This window comes from Xanthobacter tagetidis (assembly GCF_003667445.1).
GTDB classification, from domain to species: domain Bacteria; phylum Pseudomonadota; class Alphaproteobacteria; order Rhizobiales; family Xanthobacteraceae; genus Xanthobacter; species Xanthobacter tagetidis.
In genome coordinates this window covers 1-24,828 of sequence record NZ_RCTF01000001.1, presented here as the reverse complement: position 1 = coordinate 24,828, position 24,828 = coordinate 1, and the positions used below count along the sequence as shown (strand labels likewise).

The 24,828-nt window shown below is 71.2% G+C and carries 15 protein-coding genes; 9 read left to right on the top strand and 6 right to left on the bottom strand.

Going from position 1 to position 24,828, the window contains the following annotated elements; genetic code table 11:
* Position 1 precedes the first annotated feature (1 nt).
* Positions 2 to 913: an IclR family transcriptional regulator gene (locus D9R14_RS00075; RefSeq protein ID WP_121621265.1), complete on the top strand. Its 912-nt coding sequence runs from the start codon at positions 2 to 4 to the stop codon at positions 911 to 913.
* Positions 903 to 1,697: an enoyl-CoA hydratase-related protein gene (locus D9R14_RS00070; protein WP_121621264.1), complete on the top strand. Its 795-nt coding sequence runs from the start codon at positions 903 to 905 to the stop codon at positions 1,695 to 1,697. Before D9R14_RS00075 ends, D9R14_RS00070 begins: the two co-directional genes overlap by 11 nt.
* A gap of 13 nt (positions 1,698 to 1,710) precedes the next feature.
* Here D9R14_RS00070 and D9R14_RS00065 read toward each other — a convergent pair whose 3' ends face one another.
* The 3 genes from D9R14_RS00065 to D9R14_RS00055 are packed head-to-tail and all read right to left on the bottom strand — an operon-like array spanning position 1,711 to position 5,527.
* Positions 1,711 to 2,475 carry a CoA-transferase subunit beta gene (locus tag D9R14_RS00065; protein WP_121621263.1) on the bottom strand — a complete coding sequence of 255 codons (765 nt, stop codon included), beginning with the start codon at positions 2,473 to 2,475 and terminating at the stop codon, positions 1,711 to 1,713.
* A complete protein-coding gene (locus tag D9R14_RS00060; RefSeq protein WP_210210789.1) occupies positions 2,472 to 3,413 on the bottom strand; it encodes a CoA transferase subunit A in 942 nt (313 codons plus the stop codon). The genes D9R14_RS00065 and D9R14_RS00060 overlap by 4 nt, the downstream gene beginning before the upstream one ends.
* On the bottom strand, positions 3,410 to 5,527 hold the full coding sequence (locus tag D9R14_RS00055) for an acetate--CoA ligase family protein (RefSeq protein WP_121621262.1): 2,118 nt from the start codon (positions 5,525 to 5,527) through the stop codon (positions 3,410 to 3,412). The genes D9R14_RS00060 and D9R14_RS00055 overlap by 4 nt, the downstream gene beginning before the upstream one ends.
* 185 nt (positions 5,528 to 5,712) lie before the next feature.
* On the opposite strand from D9R14_RS00055, the gene D9R14_RS00050 reads away from it, so the two are divergent.
* The 4 genes from D9R14_RS00050 (at position 5,713) to D9R14_RS00035 (ending at position 11,446) form a co-directional block, all read left to right on the top strand.
* On the top strand, positions 5,713 to 6,861 hold the full coding sequence (locus tag D9R14_RS00050; RefSeq protein ID WP_121621261.1) for an acyl-CoA dehydrogenase family protein: 1,149 nt from the start codon (positions 5,713 to 5,715) through the stop codon (positions 6,859 to 6,861).
* 44 nt (positions 6,862 to 6,905) lie between these two features.
* Positions 6,906 to 8,114, top strand: a complete 1,209-nt coding sequence (gene pcaF / locus D9R14_RS00045; protein ID WP_121621260.1) for a 3-oxoadipyl-CoA thiolase — start codon at positions 6,906 to 6,908, stop codon at positions 8,112 to 8,114.
* A 2-nt stretch (positions 8,115 to 8,116) separates the two neighbouring features.
* The gene (locus tag D9R14_RS00040) at positions 8,117 to 10,192 is read left to right on the top strand and encodes an FAD-dependent oxidoreductase (RefSeq protein WP_121621259.1); all 2,076 of its coding nucleotides are present in this window, start codon (positions 8,117 to 8,119) and stop codon (positions 10,190 to 10,192) included.
* A 255-nt stretch (positions 10,193 to 10,447) separates the two neighbouring features.
* Entirely contained in the window at positions 10,448 to 11,446 is a 999-nt protein-coding gene (locus D9R14_RS00035) for an MBL fold metallo-hydrolase (protein WP_121621258.1), read from the top strand.
* A 3-nt stretch (positions 11,447 to 11,449) separates the two neighbouring features.
* Here the strand turns inward: D9R14_RS00035 and cysG are convergent, their stop codons facing one another.
* Both cysG and D9R14_RS00025 read right to left on the bottom strand, forming a co-directional pair.
* Complete coding sequence (gene cysG, locus D9R14_RS00030; RefSeq protein ID WP_121621257.1) at positions 11,450 to 12,943, bottom strand: siroheme synthase CysG; 1,494 nt, start codon at positions 12,941 to 12,943, stop codon at positions 11,450 to 11,452.
* Between the two features lie 470 nt (positions 12,944 to 13,413).
* Complete coding sequence (locus tag D9R14_RS00025; protein WP_121621256.1) at positions 13,414 to 15,696, bottom strand: NADP-dependent malic enzyme; 2,283 nt, start codon at positions 15,694 to 15,696, stop codon at positions 13,414 to 13,416.
* A 264-nt stretch (positions 15,697 to 15,960) separates the two neighbouring features.
* Between D9R14_RS00025 and D9R14_RS00020 the strand changes: the two genes are divergently transcribed.
* The 3 genes from D9R14_RS00020 (at position 15,961) to D9R14_RS00010 (ending at position 21,459) form a co-directional block, all read left to right on the top strand.
* A complete protein-coding gene (locus D9R14_RS00020) occupies positions 15,961 to 17,982 on the top strand; it encodes an aq_1923 C-terminal domain (RefSeq protein WP_121621255.1) in 2,022 nt (673 codons plus the stop codon).
* Between the two features lie 373 nt (positions 17,983 to 18,355).
* Positions 18,356 to 20,134: a type I secretion system permease/ATPase gene (locus tag D9R14_RS00015; protein ID WP_121621254.1), complete on the top strand. Its 1,779-nt coding sequence runs from the start codon at positions 18,356 to 18,358 to the stop codon at positions 20,132 to 20,134.
* Positions 20,131 to 21,459 carry an HlyD family type I secretion periplasmic adaptor subunit gene (locus tag D9R14_RS00010; RefSeq protein WP_121621253.1) on the top strand — a complete coding sequence of 443 codons (1,329 nt, stop codon included), beginning with the start codon at positions 20,131 to 20,133 and terminating at the stop codon, positions 21,457 to 21,459. Before D9R14_RS00015 ends, D9R14_RS00010 begins: the two co-directional genes overlap by 4 nt.
* Before the next feature lie 71 nt (positions 21,460 to 21,530).
* On the opposite strand, the gene D9R14_RS00005 is transcribed toward D9R14_RS00010, so the two are convergent.
* Positions 21,531 to 24,791, bottom strand: a complete 3,261-nt coding sequence (locus tag D9R14_RS00005; RefSeq protein WP_210210788.1) for a cadherin-like domain-containing protein — start codon at positions 24,789 to 24,791, stop codon at positions 21,531 to 21,533.
* Positions 24,792 to 24,828 lie beyond the last annotated feature (37 nt).

The following is a 24,828-nucleotide window of genomic DNA, read 5'->3' as shown; positions in this document are numbered from 1 at the left end:
CATGGACGAGCAGACCGACGAGCACACCGCCAAAGACCTTGCCGAGGAGGCGGCCGCGCCGCGTGACCGGGTACGGCGCCGGCGCCAGCGCGGGGTGATCGCGCAGGACCGCGACTTTGTGAACGCGCTGGCGCGCGGCCTTATCGTGCTGGAGGCGTTCGGCACTACCCAGTCGGTCTGGCTCAGCGGCATGGAGGTGGCGGAGAAGGTGGGCCTGCCCAAGCCCACCACGTCGCGCCTGCTCCAGGCGCTGGCCGGACTCGGCTATCTGCATTATTCCCCGCGCCGCAGGCAGTTCCGCATCGGTACTGCGGTGCTGGCGCTGGGCTTCGCCGCGCGCGAGCCGTTCAGCCTCGGCGACCTGGTGCGGCCCTATCTGAAAGAGCTGGCGGACACCTTTGCGGTCCACGCCTCGCTCGCCGCGCGCGACCGGCTCGACGTGATCGAGCTCGAAGTGTGCCACTCCCTCAACACGCTGATGACTCTGCGGCTCGAAGTGGGCTCGCGGATCCCGCTGGCGGGCACCGCCACCGGCCACGCGCTGATCGCGCCGCTGCCCGAGGCGGAGCTGGACTATCTCCTCGGTCTGCTGCGCGAGCGCCATGCCAAGCGCTGGGACAGCCTGCTTGCCAGCATCGAGACCGGGCGGCGCGAGGTCGCCGAGCAGGGCTTCACCACCGCCTCGGCGAGCTGGGACACCGACATCAACGGCGTCGCGGTGCCCATGGTCTTCCCCGGCGGTGCGCCGGTCTACGCGCTTGCCTGCGGCGCCCCGGCCCGGCATCTGCCGGGCTGGAAGCAGCGCAAGATCGGCCAGCGCCTGGTGCAGATCGCCCGCGAGATCGAGCGCCGCCTGCTGGACGGCGACGTCATGGCCCATCCCGGCGTCCAGGAACTGTCCGATGTCCGATAAGATTCTCCTCGACCGCCGGCCCGACGGTGTCGCCCTCCTCACTTTGAACGATCCGGCGCGGCGCAACCCGCTCTCCGATCGCTGCATGCTCGACGCCCTGGTGGCAGCGCTGCGGCAGGTGGAGCAGGATGGCGCCGTCCGGGTTCTGGTCATCACCGGCGCCGGGCCGGTGTTCTCCGCCGGTGGCAACGTCAAGGACATGCAGGCCAAGGCCGGCATGTTCTCCGGGACGGGGGTGGAGATCGCCGAGGCCTATCTGTCGGGCGTGCAGCAGATCCCGCAGATCATGCAGCGGCTCGACATCCCGACCATCGCGGCGGTGAACGGCCCGGCCATGGGGGCGGGCTGCGACCTCAGCCTGATGTGCGACATGCGCCTTGCCTCCAGCACCGCGCGGTTCGGCGAAGTGTTCGTCAATCTCGGCATCGTCTCCGGCGACGGCGGCGGCTGGTTCCTGGTGCGCCATCTTGGCTACCAGCGGGCGTGCGAGATCAGCTTCCGCGGCCGGCCCGTCGAGGCCGAGGAGGCGCTGCGCCTTGGCCTCGTGCTCGAAGTGGTGCCCGACGCGGAGCTTCTGCCGCGGGCGCTCGCGCTCGCCGGAGAGATCGCCGCCAAGTCCGCGCCGGCGATCCGCATGACCAAGCGCCTGCTGCGCATGGCGGAGCGCACCCACCTCCAGGACTTCCTCGCCGCCGCCGCCGCCATGCAGGCGGCCGCCCATGGCAGCGCCGAGCACGATCAGGCGCTCGCGGCGGCGCTCGCACCGCGCGCCGGCGGCGCGTGAGGCCTGGCCGCGTTCAGCTGCGCAGCAGTCCCTCCGGGTCCACGGTGCCGCGCAGCAGCTCCAGCTCGCGCGCGGTGGGGGGCGGTGTGATGGGAACGTCGGAGGGGATGCCGAGGGCGAAGCCAGTCTTCGCCGCCACCTCCTCGATCGAGCTCCAGGCATGAACACTCTTCAGCCGCATGCGCAGGGTCGCGGGGTCGAAGTCCATAACCGCGAGTGGCGTGATGCAAAAGCGCGGCCCGCCTTTGAGACCCGCCGCCTTCATGCTCTCCGGGCCGTCGAGGAAGCCGGGCGAGGTGACGAAATCGACCTTCTCCACGAAGGTGCGCGGCGAATGCACGGTGGTGCAGATGTAGAATCGCTTCGACATGGCGGCGTAGGAGATGTTGGCCGCGCCCGGGCCGCGCATCTTCGGTCGCTCAAGGGTGCCGCCGACGAAATGCAGGTTGATGTTGCCGCGTGCGTCCACCTGCATGCCGTTGTGGAAGAAGAAGTCGAGGCCGCGGTGGGAGTGCCCGAACAGTTCGAGGAACGTCTCCGACGCCTCGCAGGCGCCGAGCGCCCGGTCGTCCAGCATGGAGTTCCACAACCGCCGCGGGCGCGGATTGACGAACATCTCGCCGGCGATCTGCAGGTTCGGCGCGTGGGTGAGGCGGGCGAGCAGGATCGCAGCCATTGGGATCGCCGCCGACGCCCCGGCGGCGCCGAGTTCGCCGTCCTCGAGGTCCCGGGAGAGGTAGACGGCCTGAAGCTCGGCCGGCGTGCAGTCGAGGCTCATAGGGTCGCGGCCTCGTCCTCCAGAGCCCGCATGCGGGCGGCCCCGCCGGCGCGGGCGATGTAGTCCTCCTGGCGCGGGCTCGCGTGCACCTGGGCCGCGATGTAGTCGGCGAGCCTGTCCCGCGCGCCGTCGACGCCGCGGCGGGCGGCCTCTGCCAAGTCGGCATAGTGCTCGATATGAGCCTCATCGATGGAATAGAGCGGGAAGCTGCCGGTGGGATGAGCGCCATAGGGAATCTCCACCACCGCATCCACATAGATGCAGGGGATGGAGGTCTCGCGCGGGCGCGCGACGATCTCGTCCGGTGGGACGATGCGGTCGACGCTGACGATCACCGTCTCGGCGGCGCGGGCGATCAACTGGTCGGCATAGGTCATGGTGGCGAGGTGGCGCACGTTGCCGTAGACGTCCGCTTCCTGGGCGTGCAGCAGCGCGAGCTTCGGCCGGATCGCGCGGGTGGCGTAGAGCGCCGCGCCGGTGAACGGGCACTGAATGGGCGCGACGAGCGGATTGTGCGCCGGCACGTCCGATCCCTTCCAGGCCGCCACCGGCTGGAACGGTACGCCGTTCGCGGCCGCCAGCAGGCCGCCGATGATCGAGAGCGCGTCGACGCAGTGGGCGGTCAGCGTGCCCGCCTCCACCGCGCCGCGGAAGGCCGGGCACATGCGGTCCTCCAGCGTCACCGCCGGCAGGAATGTTTCCGCCACGCAGCCGGCCGCGATCAGGAGGTCGACGTCGAAGCCGGAGCCGGGCGAGGAGACGAGCTTCAGGTCGCGCCGCCCGAGCCGGATCACCTCGCGGACCAGGGCCATGGGGCGCCCCTGTTTGAACAGACCGCCGATGGCGAGAAGGTCGCCGTCGGCGAGCGCACGCGCGATCAGCGCGCCTGCCTCCTCTGCGGCAATGCGCTTCTCGCGCCTGTTGGCCGGCGCGCTCACGAAAGCGCGCCCATGCGGAACACAGTGGCGTCGAGAATCCACGCGCCTTCGCCGGCGCGTCCTACGCCGACCGGATTGAGCTCCAGGCCGGCGAAGTCCTCGCCGAGGCCGGGTGCCAGGTCGGCGACTGCGATCGTGAGGTCGATGAGCGCCTCCATGTCCAGCGCCGGCAGCCCGCGCGCGCCCTCAAGCAGCGCCGAGATGCGGCAGCTGCGGATCATGGCGGCGACCTCCTCGCGGTCCAGGGGCAGAAGGCGCACCGCCACGTCGCGCATGATCTCGGTATAGATGCCGCCGGCGCCGAAGGTGAGGGTGGGGCCGAACTCCGGGTCGAGGCCGAGGCCAAGGATCACCTCGGCCTGCGGGCGGACGGTCTCGGCCAGGAGGAACCCTTCGAGCGTCAGGGCGTGCGTCTCGACACTCTGGAGCATCGTCGCGAGCCTCGCTTGGAGCGCCGCCGCGTCGGGCAGCGCCACCGCTACGAGGCCGAGTTCGGACTTGTGGACCACCCCGGCGGCCATGCCCTTCAGCGTCACCGGGTAGCCCACCTCGCGGGCGGCGAGGAGGAGCGCCGCCGGGTCAGCACCGGGCACGAATGCCTCGCGCGGAAAGGCGAGCCCGCGATCTTTCAGCACCTTCTTGCTCGCGGCTTCGCTGAGTGGGATCGGTGCGCCGTCGAGGCGCGGCGCCTCGCTCCCGGTCCGGCCCTCGCGCAGCAGACGGGAGGGGGCGCGCCGCGCCGCGTCGACCGTGGCGGCGCCCGCCACCGCCGCCACGAAGGTGTCGATGCGGGTGAATACCGGAACTCCCTCTTGGCGCAGCCGTCCCAGCTGAGCGCCGTTGAAGATGTCCGACGGTGAGACCAGCGAGATCGGTTTGCCGGTACGTCGTCCGGCGGCGAGCATTGCGTCGGCCACGGCCTCCGCCCAAGGCGGAATGATGGGGGTGTTCGCCACCGCGATGCCGTCGAAAGCGGGATCGTCGGCGAAGGCGTCGAGGCAGGTGGCGAAGCCCTCGGGGCGGCGGAACGGCGTGCCCGCGATGTCCACCGGGTTGCGGGTGGAGAGGAAGGCCGGGATGTCGCTGCGCATGCGCGCCACCGTCGCCTCGGCAGGCGAGGGGAGGGTGACGGCGCCGCTGCTCTCCAGCGCATCGGCAACGCAGCCGCCGTAGCCGCCGGAGACGGTGAGGATGCCGAGGCTGCGGGTGACGCCGGCAGTCGCCACATATTGCGCCACCGGCAGAAGGTCCTCGATGGCGGCTACGTCCACCCAGCCGAGCTGGCGCACCGCCGCCTCATATGCGCCGCGCGCACCCATGAGCGCGCCGGTATGGCCCGCCGCCGTGCGCCGTCCGGCTTCCGAGCGGCCGGCCTTGTAGAGTACCACCGGCTTCCCGGCGGCATGGGCGCTGCGTGCCGCGGCCAGCAGCCGGCTGCTCTCGCGGATGCCTTCCACATAGAGCGCGATGGCACGCGTTGCCGGATCGTCGGTGAGGAACTGGACGAAGTCGGCGACGCCGGTCGCGGCTTCGTTTCCGGTGGAGATGACGTGGCTGAGGCCAATGCCGGCACGCTCGGCTTCCTCCATCAGCGCGCTGCCGAGCGCGCCGCTCTGCACCACGAGCCCGACCACACCCGGCCGCGGCAGGCTCGCGGTTATGCGGCTGGTGGAGCTCATGGCGACACGCCGGCCGAGATTGACGAAGCCGGTGGTGTTGGGGCCGAGCATCGCCGCGCCATGGCGACGCACCAGGGCGGCGAGGCGCGCCTGCTTGGTAGCGCCCTCCTCGCCCGATTCGGAGAAGCCGCCGGTGATCACCATGAACGCCCGCACCCCGAGGCCGAGCGCCTCCTCGACGGTGGCGTAGACGTCATCCGCCGGCACCGAGACCACTACGCAGTCCGGTACATGGGAGAGTTCGGAAAGGCTGGTGATCGTCTCGACGCCGTCGATGACCGCCTTCTCGCGGGTCACGAGGTCGATGCGCCGGTCGTAGCCGTGCAGCCGCAAGTGATCGAAGATGGCGCGCCCGCCCACCTGGAAGGCGGCCTTCCGGGTGGAAACGCCGACGATGGCGATAGTGTCAGGGTCGATCAGCTTGGCGAGAGACACGGAGCATCCTTCCGGCTGGCGCGGCGTGATGACAAACTGATAATCGGGACTGGACTGAAATCAACAAAATAAAAATGCGTTCCGCATAACGGATCAGAATCTGGACTTGGCGAGCAAAGTCCGATACCCCTTCCGCCAAAGGAAAACCCCGCACCTCCAACCCAGCATCACGGGGAGGGCGCCCTATGGCGCTGGATCAAGAAACCTTCGCGCTCCTCAAGGACACCGTGCGCCGCTTCGTGGACGAGCGGCTGATCCCGGCCGAGGCCGCCGTGGCGGAGGCCGACGCCATCGACCCTGCCATCCTTGCGCAGATGCGCGAGCTGGGGCTCTACGGCCTCTCCATCCCCGAGGAGTGGGGCGGCCTCGGCCTCTCCATGGCCGAGGAGGTGGAGATCGTCATGGAGCTGTGCCGCGCTTCGCCGGCCTTCCGCTCGGCGGTGGGCACCAATATCGGCATCGGATCGCAGGCCATCGTGCTGGCGGGCACCGAGGCGCAGCGCGCGCGCTATCTGCCGCGCCTCGCCAGCGGCGACCTCGTCGCCTCCTTCGCGCTCACCGAGCCGGACGCCGGCTCGGACGCCGCCTCGCTGCGCACCCGCGCGGTGCGGCGCGACGACGGCAGCTGGGTCATCAACGGCACCAAGCGCTACATCACCAACGCACCCGAGGCCGGGCTGTTCACCGTCATGGCGCGCACCTCCGACACGCCGGGCGCGGGCGGCATCTCCTGCTTCCTCGTCGAGCGCGGCGCGCCCGGCCTCTCGCTCGGCCCGTTCGACCGCAAGATGGGCCAGCGCGGCGCCCACACCTGCGACGTGATGTTCGAGGACTGCGTGGTGCCCGCCGAGGCCATCATCGGCGCGGAGGGCCAGGGCTTCCGCATCGCCATGCGGGTGCTCGACAAGGGCCGCCTGCACATCGCGGCGGTGTGCGTCGGTGCGGCGACGCGGCTCATCGAGCTCGGCGTCGGCTATGCCGCCGAGCGGCGGCAATTCGGCCGTCCCATCGCCGAGTTCCAGCTCGTGCAGGCGCTGCTCGCCGACAGCTATGCGGAGACCTATGCCGCCCGCTCCATGGTGCTCGACGCCGCGCGCAAGCGTGATGCGGGCGAGAACGTCACCATCGAGGCGTCGGCCTGCAAGATGTTCGCCTCCGAGATGGTCGGCCGCGTCGCCGACCGGGCGGTGCAGATCCACGGCGGCGCCGGCTACATGGCGGACTATGCGGTGGAGCGGTTCTTCCGTGACGTGCGCCTGTTCCGCCTCTACGAGGGCACGACCCAGATTCAGCAGCTCATCATCGCCCGCGAGCTGCTGGGCAAGAAGACCTGAGCAAGACCAAGAGCTGAGCGCGCCCAAAGCGCCGGAGGACACCCATGACCGACGCCTTCATCTGCGACTTCGCGCGCACGCCCATCGGCCGCTATGCCGGCGCCCTCAAGGACGTGCGGACGGACGACCTCGCCGCCCATCCCATCCGGGTCCTCGCGGCGCGCCATCCGGGCGTCGACTGGGAGGCGCTGGACGACGTGGTGTTCGGCTGCGCCAACCAGGCGGGCGAGGACAATCGTGACGTGGCGCGGATGGCGGCGCTGCTCGCCGGCCTGCCGGTCAGCGCGCCCGGCACCACGGTCAACCGCCTGTGCGGCTCGGGGCTCGACGCGGTGGGCATCGCCGCCCGCGCCATCATGACCGGCGACGCCGACCTCGTGATCGCCGGCGGGGTGGAGAGCATGACCCGCGCGCCCTTCGTCATGGGCAAGGCGAGCGAGGCCTTCGCGCGCCAGAACGAGATCTACGACACCACCATCGGCTGGCGCTTCGTGAACCCGCTGATGAAGGCGCAATACGGCGTCGATTCCATGCCCGAGACCGGCGAGAACGTGGCCGCCGACTTCCAGATCGGCCGCGCCGACCAGGACTTGTTCGCCTACCGCTCGCAGCAGCGCACCAAGGCGGCGCAGGAGGCGGGCTTCTTCGCCCGCGAGATCGCGCCCATCGAGATCAAGGGCAGGAAGGGCGCCGTGGTGCGCGTGGAGGCGGACGAGCATCCGCGCGGCGACACCACGCTGGAGCAGCTCGCCGCGCTCAAGACGCCGTTCCGCAAGGAGGGCGGTACCGTCACCGCCGGCAACGCCTCCGGCGTCAATGACGGCGCGGGCGCGCTGATCCTCGCCTCGGCCGAAGCTGCGAAAAAGTATGGCCTCACCCCGCGCGCCCGCGTGGTGTCGGTGGTGCAGGCGGGCGTTCCACCGCGCATCATGGGCATCGGCCCGGCGCCGGCCACCACCAAGCTCCTGGCGAAGAACTCTCTCGCGCTCGCCGACATCGACGTGATCGAGCTGAACGAAGCGTTCGCCTCCCAGGCGCTGGCGGTGCTGCGCCAGCTCGGCCTTCCGGACGATGCGGAGCATGTGAACCCGCATGGCGGCGCCATCGCGCTCGGCCATCCGCTCGGCATGTCCGGCGCGCGGCTCGCCATGACCGCCGTGAACGCGCTGGAGAGGCGCGGGCAGAAGCGGGCGGTGGCCACCATGTGCATCGGCGTCGGCCAGGGCATCGCCGCCCTCATCGAGCGGGTGTGAACATGGCGGCGACCTTGCCCGTGCGCATCGAGCGCCACGGTTCGGTGGCGGTGGTGACGATCGACCATGCGCCGGTGAACGCCCTCTCGAAAGGCGTGCGCGACGGCCTCGCCGCCGCCGCGGCGGCGCTCGCGGCGGACCCGGATGTCGCCGCCGTGGTGCTGAGCGGCGGGCCGGGCCGCTTCGTCGCCGGCGCCGACATCCGCGAGATGAACCTGCCGCCGGACGAGCCCTTCGTGCCCGACGTGATCGCGGCCTTCGAGGCGCTGGACAAGCCCGTGGTGGCGGCCATCGACGGCGCGGCGCTTGGCGGCGGCTGCGAGCTGGCGCTCGGCTGCGACCTGCGGCTCGCCAGCCCGAAGGCGCTGGTGGGGCTCACCGAGACCCGGCTCGGCATCATTCCCGGCGCCGGCGGCACCCAGCGCCTGCCGCGCCTCGTGGGCATCGCGGAGGCCATCGCGCTCGTCAGCGAGGGCCGCATCCTCAAGGCGCCGGAGGCGCTGGCGCTGGGCATCGTGGACGAGGTGGTGGAGGGCGACCTTCTCGCCGCCGCCATCGCCCGCGCGCCGCACGCCCCCAAGCGGCGCCTGTCGCAGCTTCCGGTGCCCGCCGGCGATGCGGCGCGCGAAGAGGCGGCGGCCGCCGCCGCGCTGAAGGGCGCGAAGGGCGTCCCCGCCATCGCCGAGGCGGTGCGCGTGGTGCGCGCGAGCCGCGCCGCGGCCTTTGCGGACGGCATGGCGGACGAGCGCGCCACCTTCCTCAGGCTGCGCGAGAGCGACGCGGCGAAGGCGCTGCGCCATCTCTTCTTCGCCGAGCGCGAGGCGGGCCGGGTGCCCGGCCTCGACGGCGCCAAGGCACGTCCCTTCGCCCAAACGGCGGTCATCGGCGCCGGCACCATGGGCGCCGGCATCGCCGTGTCGCTCGCCGATTCGGGCCTCGCCGTGACCCTGGTGGAGCGCGACGCGGAGGCCGCCGATGCCGGCCTCGCGCGCGTGCGCGGGCTTTACGAGCGGCCGGTCAAGAGCGCCCGCCTCTCCCAGGCCGAGGCGGACCGGCGCCTCGCCGCCATTAATGCCACCCCCGACTGGCAGGCGCTGGCCGGGGCTGACCTGGTGATCGAGGCGGCGTTCGAGGACATGGCGGTGAAGCAGGACATCTTCCGCCGGCTCGACCAGGTGGCGAAGCCCGGCGCGGTGCTCGCCAGCAACACCTCCTATCTCGACCTCGACGCCATCGCCGCCGCCACCGCCCGCCCTGAGGACGTGGTGGGCCTGCACTTCTTCGCCCCCGCCAACGTCATGCGGCTGCTGGAGGTGGTGCGCGGCAAAGCGAGCGCGCCGGATGCGCTCGCCACCGCGCTGGCGCTCGCCAAGCGCATGGGCAAGCAGCCGGTGGTGGCCGGCAATGGCGACGGCTTCATCGGCAACCGCATCTATGCGGCCTACCGGCGGCACGCGGAATATCTGGTGGAGGACGGCGCGTCGCCGCAGGAGGTGGACGCGGCGCTACAGGCCTACGGCTTCGCCATGGGCGTGTTCGCGGTCTCCGACCTGTCCGGCCTCGATATCGGCTACGCCATGCGCAAGCGCCGCGCGGCCACCCGCGATCCGGCGGAGCGCTATGTGGCGGTCGCCGACCACCTGGTGGAGGCGGGCCGTCTCGGCCGCAAGTCGGGCGCCGGCTGGTATGCCTATGACACGGCAGGGGCGGCTTCGGCTGATCCAGCCGTGGCCGCGATGATCGCCGCGGCGCGGGCGGAGAAGAAGATCGCGCCGCGCGCCTTCACGCCGGACCAGATCCAGCGCCGGCTGCTGGCCGTGATGGCGAACGAGGGCGCGAAGGCGCTGGAGGAAGGCATCGCGCTGCGCGCCTCCGACATCGACCTCGTCTTCGTCAACGGCTACGGCTTTCCGCGCCTCAAGGGCGGTCCGATGTTCGCCGCCGACGCCATGGGCCTTGGCGCGGTGCTCCGCGAGATGGAGGCGGCCCACGCGGCCGGCGGAGCGGGATCGGAGCCGGCGCCGCTGCTGGTGGAACTCGCGCGCGCGGGACGGAGCTTCGCCGACTGGCGCGGCTGAGCCCCGGAGGGCTGGCGCACGGGGGCTGCCCGGACCCGGCTCCCTCTCCCGCGTGCGGGGGAGGGTTGGGGAGGGGACAACCGCTCAAGGCGGGAGGGGGCACGCGGGCGAGGCGGCGACCACGCGGTGACCGGCCGGCGCACATTTGACGTTGCCTTGCCGGCGGCAATCAGCATGGTGCGGGGCAACGGATTGGCCCCGGGTGGCTGTCACGACCGCTTTCCGGCCGCGATGGCGGGAAGAGGCGGGACGACAATGACGGTTTTGAGTGAGGCGCCCGAGCTGAGCGCGGTGGCGCCCGGCATCCTCAGGGTCGAGGTGCCCTTGCCCTTTCCGCCGCGCGAGGTGAGCGCCTGGCTGCTCTCGGGCGACGACGGCTGGACGCTGATCGATTCGGGCGTGGACGATGCGCGCACGCGCGACATCTTCACCCGCGTCCTGGCCGACCCGCGGCTCGGCGGTGCGCCGGTGGCGCGGCTCATCGTCACCCACTTCCACCCCGACCATATCGGCCTCACGGGCTTCCTCCAGGAGCGCACCGGCGCCGAGCTGCACATGAGCCGCACCGAGTGGCTCCAGGCCAACGTGTTCCTGCGGGAGGACGCTGAGGCCGAGATGGCGAGCCTCGTCGCCCACTGCCGGTGCGCCGGGGCGCCCGAGGCGTTCCTCGACTTTCTGCCGAAGCGCGGCATGCTCTATCCCAAGTGGGTCGGCCCGCTGCCGCGCCGCTACATGCGCATTGCCGCCGGCGACGTGCTCGAAATGGCGGGCACGCAGTGGCAGGTGATGATCGGCGAGGGGCACGCGCCGGAAATGGTGTGCCTCCATTCGCCCGCGCGCGGCCTGTTGATCGCGGCGGACCAGATCCTCGGCCACATCTCGCCCCATATCGGCGTGCAGCCGTCCGATCCGCGCGCCGACAACCTTGCGGCCTTCCTGCGCTCGCTCGGCACGTTCGAGGTGCTGCCCGCGGACACGCACGTGCTGCCCTCCCACGGCGCGCCGTTCGACGGGCTCCATGCGCGCATCGCGGCGCTGAAGGCGCATCATGCCGAGCGGCTCGACCGGCTGATGGAGTTCTGCACCGTGCCGCGCACCGCCATGGACACGCTCCAGGTGCTGTTCCGCCCGCTGCCCTTGGAGCAGACCGGCTTCGGCCTCAGCGAGGCGCTGGCACACCTGCGCCACCTGGTCTTCAGGGGCTTGCTGGTTCAGGGCGAAGAGGGGGGCGTGTGGACCTTCGTGCGGGCCTGAGGATCACAGGCCGAGGCGCACCGCCTCCGGCGCCCGCGCCGCGAACACCGTCGCCTCGGCCAGCGCGTGGCCGTAGAGGATGAGGCAGGGGCCTTCCGCCCCCTCCGTCACCGCCTGCTCCACCGCTTCCGCCAGCGTGCCGAGGCTGGCCGGCACGATCCTCTCCTCCGGCCGCGTCACCGAGAACACCGCCACCGCCGGCGTCGCGAGGTCCGCACCCACCGCGGCGAGGTTCGCCACGAGGTCCGGCAAAGTGCGGCGGGGCATGTAGACCACGGTGGTGGCGGCCGGGTCGCTCAGCGCCTTGAAGTCGAGGTCCTTCGGCAGCTTGCCGTCGCGCGCATGGGCGGTGACGAACTGCAGCCGCCGCGCATGGTCGCGGTGGGTGAGCGAGGCCACCAATCGGCTCGCCGCCCCCTGCGGCGAGGAAATGCCCGGCACCACCTCGACCTCGATGCCGGCGGCGCGGCAAAAGGCGATCTCTTCGCCGGCGCGGCCGAAGATCATCGCCTCGCCGCCCTTGAGGCGCACCACCCGGCGGCCCTCCTTGGCGAGGTCCACCATCAAAGCGTTGATGTCGTCCTGCTTGCAGGAGGGGCCGTAGCCGGTCTTGCCCACCAGCATCTTCTTCGCCTCGCGGCGGGCGAAGTCGAGGATGGCCGGGGAGACCAGGTCGTCATAGAGCACCACCTCGGCCGATTGCAGCGCCCGCACCGCCTTGAGCGTGAGCAACTCTGGATCGCCCGGCCCCGCGCCCACCAGCACCACCGAGCCGCGATGGGGCGCGGCGTCGGCGACCAGGCCGGCAATCAGCGCGTCGCGGTCGGCCAGCGTCGGCGCGTGGTTCGGCTCGGAGAGGGCGCGCGCTGCGAAGCGCTCCCAGAAGGCGCGCCGTGCGGCGAACGGCAATTCGAGCGCGGACACCGCGCGGCGCCAGCTCTTGGCGGCCTCCGCCCAGGCCCGGAAGCCGGCCGGCATCAGCGCCTCGATCTTGGCGCGCACCGCCTGCCCGAACACCGGTGCGGCGCCGTCGGTGGAGATGCCCACCACCAGCGGCGAGCGGTTGACGATGGCGCCGAAGGAGAAGTCGCAGAAGTCCGGCCTGTCCACCACGTTCACCGGCACCCCGGCAGCGCGGGCGGCGGCGGCGAAGCGCTGCGCCTCGGCGTCGTCGGCCGCGTCGCAGATGGCGAGCGCGGCGCCGTCGATGTCGCCGGCCTGCCAGGGCCGCACATGGATCGCCATCGGCCCGTCCGGCGCCGCCCCCGCGAGGCGCCACATGTCCTCGCAGACCTCGTGCGCGATCACCTCGACGCGCGCGCCGGCCGCCGACAGCAGCTCCGCCTTCCACACCGCCGGCGCGCCGCCGCCCGCCACCAGCACGCGCCGGCCGTGGAGAGCGAAGAACACCGGCAGCCGCGCCAGCGGCTCCATGCGGGCATGCGCCGTCTGCCGCGGGGCGCGGGGGGCGGGATCAAGGGGGCCGGCCTCGGCCATGGGTCTGCGTGCTCCTGGCGGCGGCGCCTCGGGGAGCCACGCCGCGCGATGTCTTGAACTGCAATCTAGGGCGCGCGCCGCGCAGCTTCAACGCACTGTGGGGCGGTGCGGCGCGGGATCCGGAAACGCCGTCATCCCCCGGCTTGCCCGGGGGATCCACGCGGCGGCCAGGCGGCGCTTCACATTCGCACGCCCGCAGGCGGCACGGTGGATGCCCCGGACAAGCCGGGGCATGACGGTGGTTCGGGTAGGGGACAACAGGGATTGCGCGGCTGCCTTGAGTAGCCTCCCCGCCGTCTCCCCGGTCCCCGCCGTCGCCCTCCGACTTGATCGGAGGCCCATCCGGCGGCCAGGAGGCGAGGCTAGGAGGGGGCGTGGATGCCCCGGACAAGCCGGGGCATGACGGCGGTTTGGGCAGGCCGCGCAGGCGGCGCACCCGGCCGCTGCGCCCTCGTTCCTGGCCCCGCGGCTTACGCCTCGACCTGGGCCTCTGCCACCGCCACCGCCGTCATGTTGACGATGCCGCGCGCCGTCACGGACGGGCCGAGGATGTGCGCCGGCTTCGCCGTGCCCATGAGGATGGGGCCCACGGGCAGCGCGTCGCCCAGCACCTTGATCATGTTGTAGGCGATGTCGGCGGCGTCGAGGTCGGGCATCACCAGCACGTTGGCGGCGCCTTCCAGGCGCGAGTTCGGCAGCGAGCGCTTGCGGATGTCTTCCACCAAAGCGGCGTCCGCCTGCATCTCGCCGTCCACCTCCAGCATGGGCGCGCGCTCGCGCAGCAGTTCCACGGCCATGCGCACGCGCTTGGCCGAGAGCGTCTCGTGGCTGCCGAAATTGGAGTGCGAGAGCAGCGCGATGCGCGGCTCCAGGCCGAACCGGCGAACATGGGCGGCGGCGAGCACCGTCATCTCGGCGAGGTCCGCGGCCGAGGGCTCGGTCTGGATCTGCGTGTCGCAGATGAAGAAGTTGCCCTTGGGCGTGATGAGCAGCGACATGGCCGCCAGCTCCTTCACCCCCGGCGCGAGGCCGATGATGTCGCGCACCTGCCGCAGATGGCGGGTGAAGCGGCCCTCGATGCCGCAGAGCATGGCGTCCGCCTCGCCGCGATGCACGGCGAGCGCGGCAATCACGGTCGGGTGGGTGCGCACCAGCGTGCGCGCCGCGTCGGGCGTCACCCCGCGCCGGCCCGCCACATCCATGTAGGTGCGCACGAAATCGCGGTAGCGCGGATCGTCCTCGGGATTGATGATCTCGAAGCTGGTGCCCGGCTTGATGGAGAGGCCGAAGCGCTTGATGCGGCTTTCCACCACGCTCGGCCGGCCCACCACGATCGGCTTGGCGATGCCTTCCTCGACCACCGCCTGGACCGCGCGCAGCACGCGCTCGTCCTCGCCCTCGGCATAGATCACGCGCTTCATGGACTGCTTCGCGCGGGCGAACAGCGGGCGCATGATGAAGCCGGAGCGGAACACGAAATAGTCGAGCTGGTCCTCGTAGGCCTCGAAGCTCTTGATCGGCCGGGTGGCGACGCCGGTCGCCATGGCCGCCTTCGCCACCGCGGGGGCGATGCGCAGGATCAGGCGCGGGTCGAACGGGGAGGGGATGAGCGATTCGGGGCCGAACGCCCGCGTCTCGCCGCCATAGGCGCGCGCCACCACGTCGGACGGGGTCTCGCGGGCGAGCGCGGCGATCGCCTCCACTGCCGCCATCTTCATCTCGGCATTGATGTCGGTGGCGCCCACGTCCAGCGCCCCGCGGAAGATGTAGGGAAAGCACAGGACGTTGTTGACCTGGTTCGGGAAGTCCGAGCGGCCGGTGCAGATCATGGCGTCGGGCCGCGCGGCGCGGGCCTCCTCGGGCATGATCTCGGGCGAGGGGTTGGCGAGGGCGAGGATGAGCGGCTTGTCCGCCATCTTCTTCACCATCTCCGGCTTGAGCACGCCGCCGGCGGAGAGCCCGAGGAAGATGTGGGCGCCATCGATCACCTCGTCGAGCGTGCGCTTGTCGGTCTTCTGGGCGTAGATCTCCTTGTAGGGGTCCATCAGCGTGTTGCGGCCCTCATAGACCACGCCGTCGATATCCGTGACCCAGATGTTCTCGCGCTTCGCGCCGAGCGTCACCAGCAAATTGAGGCAGGCGAGCGCCGCCGCGCCCGCGCCGGAGGTGACGATCTTCAGGTCCGCGATCTTGCGGTTGCCGATCTCCAGCGCGTTGCGCACCGCGGCCCCGACGATGATGGCGGTGCCGTGCTGGTCGTCGTGGAACACCGGAATCTTCATGCGCTCGCGCAGGCGCTTCTCCACCTCGAAGCACTCGGGCGCCTTGATGTCTTCCAGGTTGATGCCGCCGAAGGTCGGCTCCAGCGCGCTGATGACCTCGACCATGCGCTCGACCGTCTCGGCGTCGATCTCGATGTCGAACACGTCGATGCCGGCGAACTTCTTGAACAGGACCGCCTTGCCCTCCATCACCGGCTTGCCGGCCAGCGGGCCGATATTGCCGAGGCCGAGCACAGCGGTGCCGTTGGAGACCACGCCCACGAGGTTGGCACGGATGGTGAGTTCGGCGGCCTGGAGCGGGTCGGCGGCGATGGCTTCGCAGGCGGCGGCGACGCCGGGCGTATAAGCGAGCGCGAGGTCGCGCTGATTGCCCAGCGGCTTGGTGGCCTGGATCTCAAGCTTACCGGGCTTCGGCAGCCGGTGATACACCAGCGCGCCGGAACGCAGATCCTCGGAAATATAGGACGCCATACCTTCCCCCGTTCGTGGTTTTACGCTCTCCGCCGGTGCGGGCCGGAAAGTAGCCGCCACGCTTGCCGATGTCACGGCTCGCGCACGCATTCGTCATGCTGCAGCGCGGGGTAACGGGTGCGGGTGCACCATGGACGGCGCGAGGAGGGGCGCGCCGCGGGGCGCAGATGCGCTATGGTGGCGCGGCGCGACGCGTCGCCGCGCAGGATCATGTTCGCGGCGAAGGCGCCGGCCGCGAGGCTTTGCAATCAAGGGTTCTCGACAATGGGCAAGAAGCTGGCCATCGGCCTCGTCGCGGTCGTCCTGCTGGGGGTCGCGGGCTATTTCGGCGTGCGGTTCTTCGGCGATCGCACCGCCCGCGCCGAGGTGGAGCGTGCCTTCGAGGAAATCCGCCGCCGCGGCGGCGTCGCGCAGTTCGCGGAGGCGAGCGTGGACCCGGCAGCGCGGTCGATCGTGCTCACCGGCGTCGCGCTCGGCGGCGCCGACGCCACGGTGAAGATCGCGAGGCTCACCGCCACCGGTGCCCAGCCGCCGCGCGACAATTACGCCGAGGCCGAGACGCTCGACCTCGAAGGAGTGGAGATCACGCTCTCCGGGCCGGCGGCGTTCGGCGGCACCCTCGTCTATGCCATCCCCAAGGTGATGATCGACCGCTATCGCGGCCCCGTGGTGCCGCTCGCCGCGCCAGCGGGCGAAGCGGGGCCGTTCGGCGCCGCGCGATTCGCGCTGCGCCAGTTCGCCGCCACCAGCGCCGCCAAGGTCACGATTCCCAGCCTGACCCTGCGCCAGCAGCCCGCGAAGGCCGGCGCGGTACCGGTGGAACTGGCCTATGAGGGCATCGCCGCCGAGCAGATCGCCGCCGGCAAGGTGCGCAGCCTCCTGGTGGACAAGCTCCGCTTCTCCGGGCCGGACGAGGTGCCGGTCGAGGGGAGCCCGCAGGATGCCGCGCCCACCGGCGGCGCGCGGCAGACCGGCGAGCTTTCCGGCATCGTCGCCGCGCGCCTCGACACCGCGCCCTTCCTCGCCGTGCTCACCGGCACCGCGCCCGGCAAGGAGCCGGACGACTACCAGGCGATATACGGCAAGGTCGTGACCGGTCCCTACCGGGTGAAGCACCATGACGGCAGCACGGCCGGCGCCGATTCGCTGCTGCTGGAGCATGTCGGCATCAAGCCCTCCGCCATCGCGCTCGACCGGCTGCTGGAGCTGGACGCGCTCACCCGCAAGGGGCCGGATCTCTCCGTCGCCGAGCTGAGCGCGCTGGTGGAGGAGACCCGCCGCATCATCGACGGCCTCGCCTTCCGCACCTTCTCCATGACCGGCCTTTCCGCCACCAGCAAGGGAGAGACGGTGCGCATCGCCGCGGTGCGGCTCGACGGGTTCGCCGCGGGCGTGCTCGACGCCTTCGAGCTGGAGGGTCTCGACGGCACGGACGCCGACAAGCGTCCGGTCAAGGCGGCCCAGTTCGTGGTGCGGCGGCTCGATCTGAAGGCGCTGGCGGACCTCGCGCGGGAGGCCGACGCCCCGACGCCCATGGCGGCGCTCGGCCTGTTCAAGGTGGTGTCCGGCATCGAGGCGGCCGGCGTCGAGGTGCCCTATGAGGGGGACAACGCCGCCGCCGGGCAGCCGCTGCGCATCGGCGCGCTCACCCTCGGCTGGGGCAGCGTGCTGGGCGAGATTCCCACTACTCTGCGCTTCGAGATGAAGGACGTGAGCGGCCCGATCAGCGCCGCCGACGGCGAGCCCTTCGTCTATCTCGCCAATGCGGGCATCACCCGCGCGACCATGAGCACGGCGCTCAACATCGCCTACGATCCGGCAAGCCGCGACCTTCAGGTCGGCCCGCTCGGCGCGCGGCTGGAGAAGGCGTTCGCGGTCACGCTCGACGCCGGCATCGGCAACGTGCCCAAGGAGGCCTTCGGCGACGCGGCCTCGGCCTTCGGCGCGCTCGGCGAGGTCACCGCGCGGCCGCTGACGCTGAAGGTGGAGAATCTCGGCCTCGCAGAGCTGATGTTCCAGCAGCTCGCCGAGGCCGCCGGCGTGAGCCCGGACGAGATCCGCGCCGACCTCTCGGCGCAGGTGGACGAGATCGCCGCCGTGCTGGCGCAGGTCAATCCCGACGTGGTGGACGTCGCCGCGGCGGTGAAGAGCTTCCTCGCAACCCCGCGCACCCTGACGCTGTCCGCGACGCCCAGGGCCGACACGCCGCTGTTGCCCCTGTTCCTGAACGACGCGCCGTTCGGCGCGCTGTCGGCGTTCAGCCTGTCGGCGACCGCAGGACCCTGAGGGTCGGGCCAGAGGACGGGCGGAAAGGGAACGGCAGAGGGGACGGCTGGGGCCTCCCGCCCGTCCCGGGCGGCGCGTCTCGGGCGATTGCCGGTTTCACGGACGCCCCGAACCTTGGCGCACTCCGGTTTCACGCATGCGCGCCAGCCCCCGCTCCGCGCGCATGCCGGGGAGTGGCCGCATGCGCGCGCCGAGCCCTTTTGCCCGTTCCACCCCCCCAATTGGGTGATGCGCTGGGGCACGGCGGCGGTACAGCCTTGCACGACGGGGTCGCGGGCGCGGGCCCAAGCGGGGATCGGCCGATGGCGGGTGCGGTTCGGGATTGTCCAAGGGCGCTTTGGACCGCCGGGGGCGCGGCCGGGCGGCGCCCCACATGACGCGGCGCACGCGGGGCAGCGCTGCGGAAAGCAGGCCGGGCGCATCGCCGCTCGGCCTGCGCGACCTCGTCCCGCTGGTGGCCGGCATCGGCCTGTTCTCGGTGGCGGTCAACATCCTGATGCTGGCCGGGGCGATCTACATGCTCCAGGTCTACGACCGGGCCCTGCCCTCGCGCTCGCTGCCGACACTGGTGGCGCTGACCGGACTGGTGATCGCCGCCTATGCGGTGCAGGGCGTGATCGACGCTGCGCGCGGCCGCCTGCTGGCACGGCTCGGCGCCACGGTGGAGGAGCGCCTCGCGCCTGAGCTGTTCGCGGACGGGCTGCACCGCACCGCGCGCCTCGGAGCGCCGGGGGAGTTCACCGCCGCCTTGCGCGACCTCGACCAGGTGCGCTCCTTCCTCTCCAGCCCCGGGCCGACGGTGCTGTTCGATGCGCCGTTCGTGCCGCTGTTCGTGGGCTTGTGCTTCCTGCTGCATCCCTGGCTCGGCTTCACCGCGCTCGCGGGCGCCATCGTCATCGTCGGCCTCGCGCTCGCCGGCGAGGCGCGCTCCAAGGCCCGCGTGAAGGCCGCGACCGAGGTCGCCGCCCGCCGCGCCGGCTTCATCGAGGGCGCGCGGCGCGGCGCCGAGGCGGCCCATGCCTTGGGCATGGTCGGCAACATGCGCGCGCGCTTCGCCGAACTCGACCAGGAGAGCCGCGCCGGCAACGAGCGGCTCGCGGTCTCCTCGGTGAACCTCGCCGCCCTGTCCCGCTCGTTCCGGGCGCTGCTGCAATCCCTCCTGCTCGGCATCGGCGCGCTGCTGGTGCTGCGCGGCGACGCCACCGGCGGCGTGATGATCGCCGCCTCCATCCTCATGGGCCGGGCGCTGGCGCCGGTGGAGCTGGCCGCCGCGCACTGGAAGGGCTACCTCGCCGCCCGCGAGGCCTGGCGCCGGCTGGCGCCGCGGCTCGCCGCCCTGCGCGCGCAGCACGCCGCCGAGCGCACCGCGCTGCCGGCGCCTCTGGCGCGGCTCGACGTGGAGACCGTCGCGGTGGGCGCGCCGGGCAGCGGACCGGCGGGCGGGCGGCCGATCCTCCAGGGCGTCGCCTTCACCCTCAATGCCGGGGAGGCGCTGGCGCTGGTGGGCAAGTCCGGCGCCGGCAAGACCTGCCTCCTGAAGGTGCTGGCCGGCCTGTGGGCGCCGGCGGCGGGCGCGGTGCGGCTCGACGGCGCGCGCCTCGACCAGTGGGAGCCGGACCGGCTCGGCCGCCATCTCGGCTACCTGCCCCAGGACGTCGCTCTGCTGGACGGCACCGTGGCGGAGAACATCGCCCGCTTCGACGCCGAGCGCGACCCGGAGGCGGTGATCGCGGCGGGGCGCGAGGCGGGCGTGCACGACCTCATCCTGCGCCTGCCGTCCGGCTACGACACGCGGATCGGCGAGGGCGGCATCGCCCTCTCCGCGGGCCAGCGCCAGCGGGTGGCGCTCGCCCGCGCGCTCTACGGCGCGCCGTTCCTGGTCATCCTCGACGAGCCCAACGCCCATCTCGACGCCGAGGGCGAGGCGGCGCTGCTGGCGGCGATCGAGCGGGTGAAGGCGCGCGGCGGCATCGTCGTGGTCGCCGCCCACCGCGCCAGCGTCATCCGCGCCGCGAGCCATGTGGCGACCATCCGCGACGGACGCCTCGCCGCCTTCGGCCCGCGCGACGAGATCCTCGCCCGGCAGGGCGGCGCCGGCGAAAGCGAGGCCGCCGCGCCCACGCTGGTGCCGCTCGCCGGAGGCCGGCCATGAGCGCCGACCTGGAAAAGGCGCCGGCCGGCCCCGGCCCGCTGCAGCGCGCGCGCCGCGACCTCGCGGTCGGCGGCATCGTGGTGGCGCTGTTCGTGGTGGGCGGCGGCGCCTGGGCGGCGCTGGCGCCCCTCTCCGGCGCGGTGATCGCCGGCGGTGCCATGACGCTGAAGGGCTCCGTCAAGTCCATCGAGCCGCCGCTCGGCGGCACGGTCGCCGAGATCGCGGTGGCCGAGGGCGGCCGCGTGCAGGCCGGCGACCTGCTGCTGCGCTTCGACGACACCCTCGCCAAGGCCAATCTCGCCATCGTCACCCAGCAGATCGACGAACTGCTGGCGCGCATCGCCCGGCTCAAGGTGGAGGCGGGCCTCGCCGCCGCCATGGCCGCGGCGCCGGCGCTCCCCTCCGAGCATCAGCCGAGCCCGGTCCTCGCCGCCGTATGGGCCGGGGAGACGGGCCTGCTCGCGGCCCGCGCGGAAATGCGGGAGGGGCAGAAGTCGCAGCTCGCCGAGCAGATCAACCAGCTGCACGAGCAGGTGAAGGGGCTGGAGCTGCAATCCGCCGCCAAGGAGAAGGAGATCGCCCTCGTCCATGTGGAGCTCGCCTCCATGGAGGAACTGGCGGACAAGAAGCTGGTCTCCATCGCCCGCGCCACGGCGGTGCGGCGCGAGGCCGCGCGCATCGAGGGGGAGCTCGGCCAGCTGCGCGCCTCCGGCGCCGCCGCGCGCGGCCGCATCGCCGAGATCGCCCTGCAGATCCTCGCCATCGACCAGAAGATGCGCGGCGACGCGCTGGGCGAATTGCGCGAGGCGGAGGGCAAGCTCTCCGAGCTTCAGGAACGCCGCGTCGCCGCGCTCGACCAGCTGTCGCGCCTCGACGTGCGCGCGCCGAGCGCCGGCACCGTGCACGAGCTCGCCGTGCACACGCTGAAGAGCTATGTGGCGGCCGGCGACAAGGTGATGAAGATTGTGCCTAACGACGACCTGCTGGTGGTGACCGCCCAGGTGGAGCCGACCGACATCGACCAGGTGCGCACCGGCCAGCCGGCGCGCCTGCGCTTCAGCGCGTTCCAGCAGGAGACGACGCCGGAGATCGACGGCACGGTGACGCGCGTCTCCGCCGACGTGACGCGCGACCAGCGCTCCGGCGCGAGCTTCTATGTGGTGGAGATCGTGCCCGACCCGTTGGCGCTCGCGCGCCTCGGCGGGCTGGACCTCGTGGCCGGCATGCCGGTGGAGGCGCACCTCGCCACCCACGAGCGCACGCCCCTGTCCTATCTGCTCAAGCCGCTGGCCGACCAGCTGCGCCGCACCTTCCGGGCGGGGTAGGAAAGGCGAGGCAGGCAAAGCGGGGCAGGCGAAACGGGGTGCCCCGCTTCGCCTTCCCCCCCTGCCCCCGCTCAGAGGATGACCATCAGGTCCGTGGTGGTGCCGTTATAGGCGAGGTGCAGCGTGTCCCCCGCATTGAGCCCGTCGAGCTGGGTGTGCTGCACCGCCGCCCCGGCGCCGGCGCCGTCCGCATCGTACATGACATAGGCGCTGGAGGTGCCGGCGTCGCCGTCGGCGTCCTCCACCCACACGAAGTCCGCGAGATCGTCACCGGCGACGAAGCTGGAGGCGGAGATCAGCGCGCCGATGTCGAGGCTGTCGTCGTCGGCCACCAGCCCGCCCACCGCGTTGAAGTCGCTGATCCGCGCCCCGGCCTCGGTCGAGAGCACGAACGTGTCGCCCCCCGCCCCGCCCGTGAGCACGTCGGCGCCCCCGCCGCCGCTGATGATCTCGCTCGCGGTGGTGCCGACGAGCGTATTGGCGGTCTCGTCGCCATAGATTCCGGTGGCGTCGCGGATGATCTCGACGGAGCCGTTGTCGAAGACGGACTGGCGCTGGCTGTTCGTGAGGCTTAGGCCGGACACGACCAGAGTGTCGATCCCGGCGCCGCCTTTGACGAAGCGCGCGGTTTCGGCGGTATCCACGGTGAAGGTGGTGCCGGTGGCGTTGGTGCTGACGATGTAGGGGACGTTCCCGACCTTGCCGGAGAGATCGAGCGTCGAGTCAGCCGTGCTGAGCGTTCCACCAAAAATGCCGGAGTAGTCTACGGTCACTAGGCTTAACTTCGCGAGGACGTCATTGTTAACGACGGCTGTCGCATAATTACGTAATGATAGGATTTCAATGCCCTCGAAGTCGATATCCGTTAGATCATATGTTTCGTCGCTACTCAGAAGAAGATAGTCCAAATCGTCGCCGCCCCGCAATTGATCTGCCGTCGTGAGATCGGCCGTGCTTTCGATGCGGAATGTATCGAAGCCCGTGCCGCCGTCGATCTTGTCTGCGCCCGTGGAGAGGATGAAAACATCGTCGGATGCGCTGCCGGTCACGGAGAGATCGACGCCGTCGCGCAGCTTGAGGCTGGCGCCCGCGGTGTTGAAGTCGTTGACGAGCCGCACCTCCTCGAAACCGCTGAATGCCGCCAGTGAGGCGAGGTCGAAGACCCCGTCGCCCAGGAGGACCAACGCATCGGTGCCCCCGCCGCCGGCGAGCGAATCTCCAGGATTGAGAGTACCTGACGTACCGTAGACGGTCTGGTCGTCGGCGCTGGCAGTGACGACATCAGATGCTGTCGTCAGGCTGGAGCTTCCGACTGGCCGCGCCGGCTGCATATAGGTTCCGCTGCTGTCCTGGATGTTGTCGATGCCGGTGGCGGCGAGGATCACCGCCCGCTGCTCGGCGGTGTAGGCAAAGCCGTTGGCCACCAGCGTGTCGTTGCCGGGGCCGCCGAGGATGGAATAGCCGGCCGCCGGACTGGTGATGGTGAACGTTGTGCCGGAGGCGTTAGTACTCAGCACGCTGACCGCCGCGAGCGCCTTGCCGGAAAGGTCGAGGCTCGAAGCGCCTGTGACGACTTTCGCACCATTTCCCGAGCCCTCCACGGCGGTGAAATCGACGAGGACGGCGTCGTCTACGATTGCTGTGGTCGGACCCTGAATGGAGAGAGTTTCGATCCAGCGGATCTCAGAGGCACTGAGGTCGATGGTATCGCCACCCGACAAATAGAGAAAATCTTGACCGCCGCCTCCATGCAGCACATCGCCTGCCGAGAGTTCGACCGGACGGTCGACATAGAAATAACCGCCCATCGATCCGGCCGTGATCGTCTCAAGCCCGGTTGAAAGATAGAAATTGGTGCGATCGATGGCATTGACCTTGATATCTACGCCGTCGCGCAGGAACACGCTGGCGGGAGTTCCGAAGGGATTGTTGACGAGCCGCACTTCTTCGAATCCCGTGAACTCCGCCAGAGTGGAAAGATTAAACTGACCCGACCCGTCCAGGATCAGCACATCGTAGCCGTCCCCGCCCGAGAGCCGGTCTTGGGGATTGAGTGTGTAATTAGCGAAGAAGTATGGGACAAAAACCTGCTCATCCGCCGCGGTGCCCTCGAACACGTCCGCGCCGGTGGTGAGCACGGTCTCCGGCCGGTCGAGCACGTCGATGGTGAAGGTCTCTTCGGTATAGGCGCCCTTGGAATCGGTGGCGCGCACGGTGACGGAGCGCGTCGCCGACACCTCATAGTCCAGCCCCGCTTCGCCCACCCGCAGCTCGTTGCCGGAGATGGTGAACAGCGCGCCGTCGCCGCCCGGCTGGATGGAATATGTCAGGGTGTCGCCGCTGTCCGGATCGCTCGCGCTGAGCGTGCCGATGGTGGCGCCGGCAAGATTCTCCGCGATCTGGCTGCTGGAGAGCGCGAGATCGGAGGGCGTGTCGTTCACCGGCGTGACGGTGATGTTCACGGTCGCCGTGTCGGTCCTGCCGTTGCCGTCCGAGACGTTGTAGGTGAAGGAGGCGGGGCCGTTGAAATCCGCATCCGGCGTGAAGGTGATCTCGCCGTCGTCCAGCGCCACGGTGCCGCCCACCGCGCCGCTGACCCCCGTCACCGAGAGCATGTCGCCGTCGGTGTCCGCGTCGTTCGCCAGCAGGTCCGCGGCGGCGATCACCAGAGGCGTGTCCTCGGCGGTGGTGGCCGTGTCGCCGACCGCCACCGGCGCATCGTTCACCGGCGTGACGGTCACCGCCACCGTCGCAGTGTCGGTCCCGCCCTTTCCGTCCGAGACGGTGTAGGTGAAGGAGGCGTCGCCGTTGAAGTCCGCATCCGGGGTGAACGTGATCGCGCCGTTGTCGAGCGACACCGTCCCGCCCACCGCGCCGCCGACGCCCGTCACCGAGAGCGTGTCGCCGTCCACATCGCCATCGTTCGCCAGCAGGTCGGAAACCGGGATCACCAGCGGCCTGTCCTCCAGCGTGATCCGCTCATCGTCCGCCGCCACCGGCGCGTCGTTCACCGGGGTCACGGTGACGTTGACGGTCGCCGTGTCGGTTCCGCCCTTGCCGTCCGATACCGTGTAGGTGAAGGAGGCCGGGCCGCTATAGTCGGCATCCGGCGTGAAGGTGAAGGTGCCGCCGGAATAGACCAGCGTGCCGCCGCTGGCGCCGCCGAAGCCGATGATGCTCAGCGTGTCGCCGTCGAGGTCGCCGTCATTGGCCAGCAGGTCCGCCGCGGAGACGACGAGCGGCGTGTCCTCCGCCGTGGTGCGCGCGTCGTCCGTCGCCACCGGCGCGCGGTTGGGCTGCGCCACGGTGAGGCCGACGGAGGCGCGGGTCACGTCGCCCTCCTTGTCGGTCAGCGTGAAGGTGAGCGTG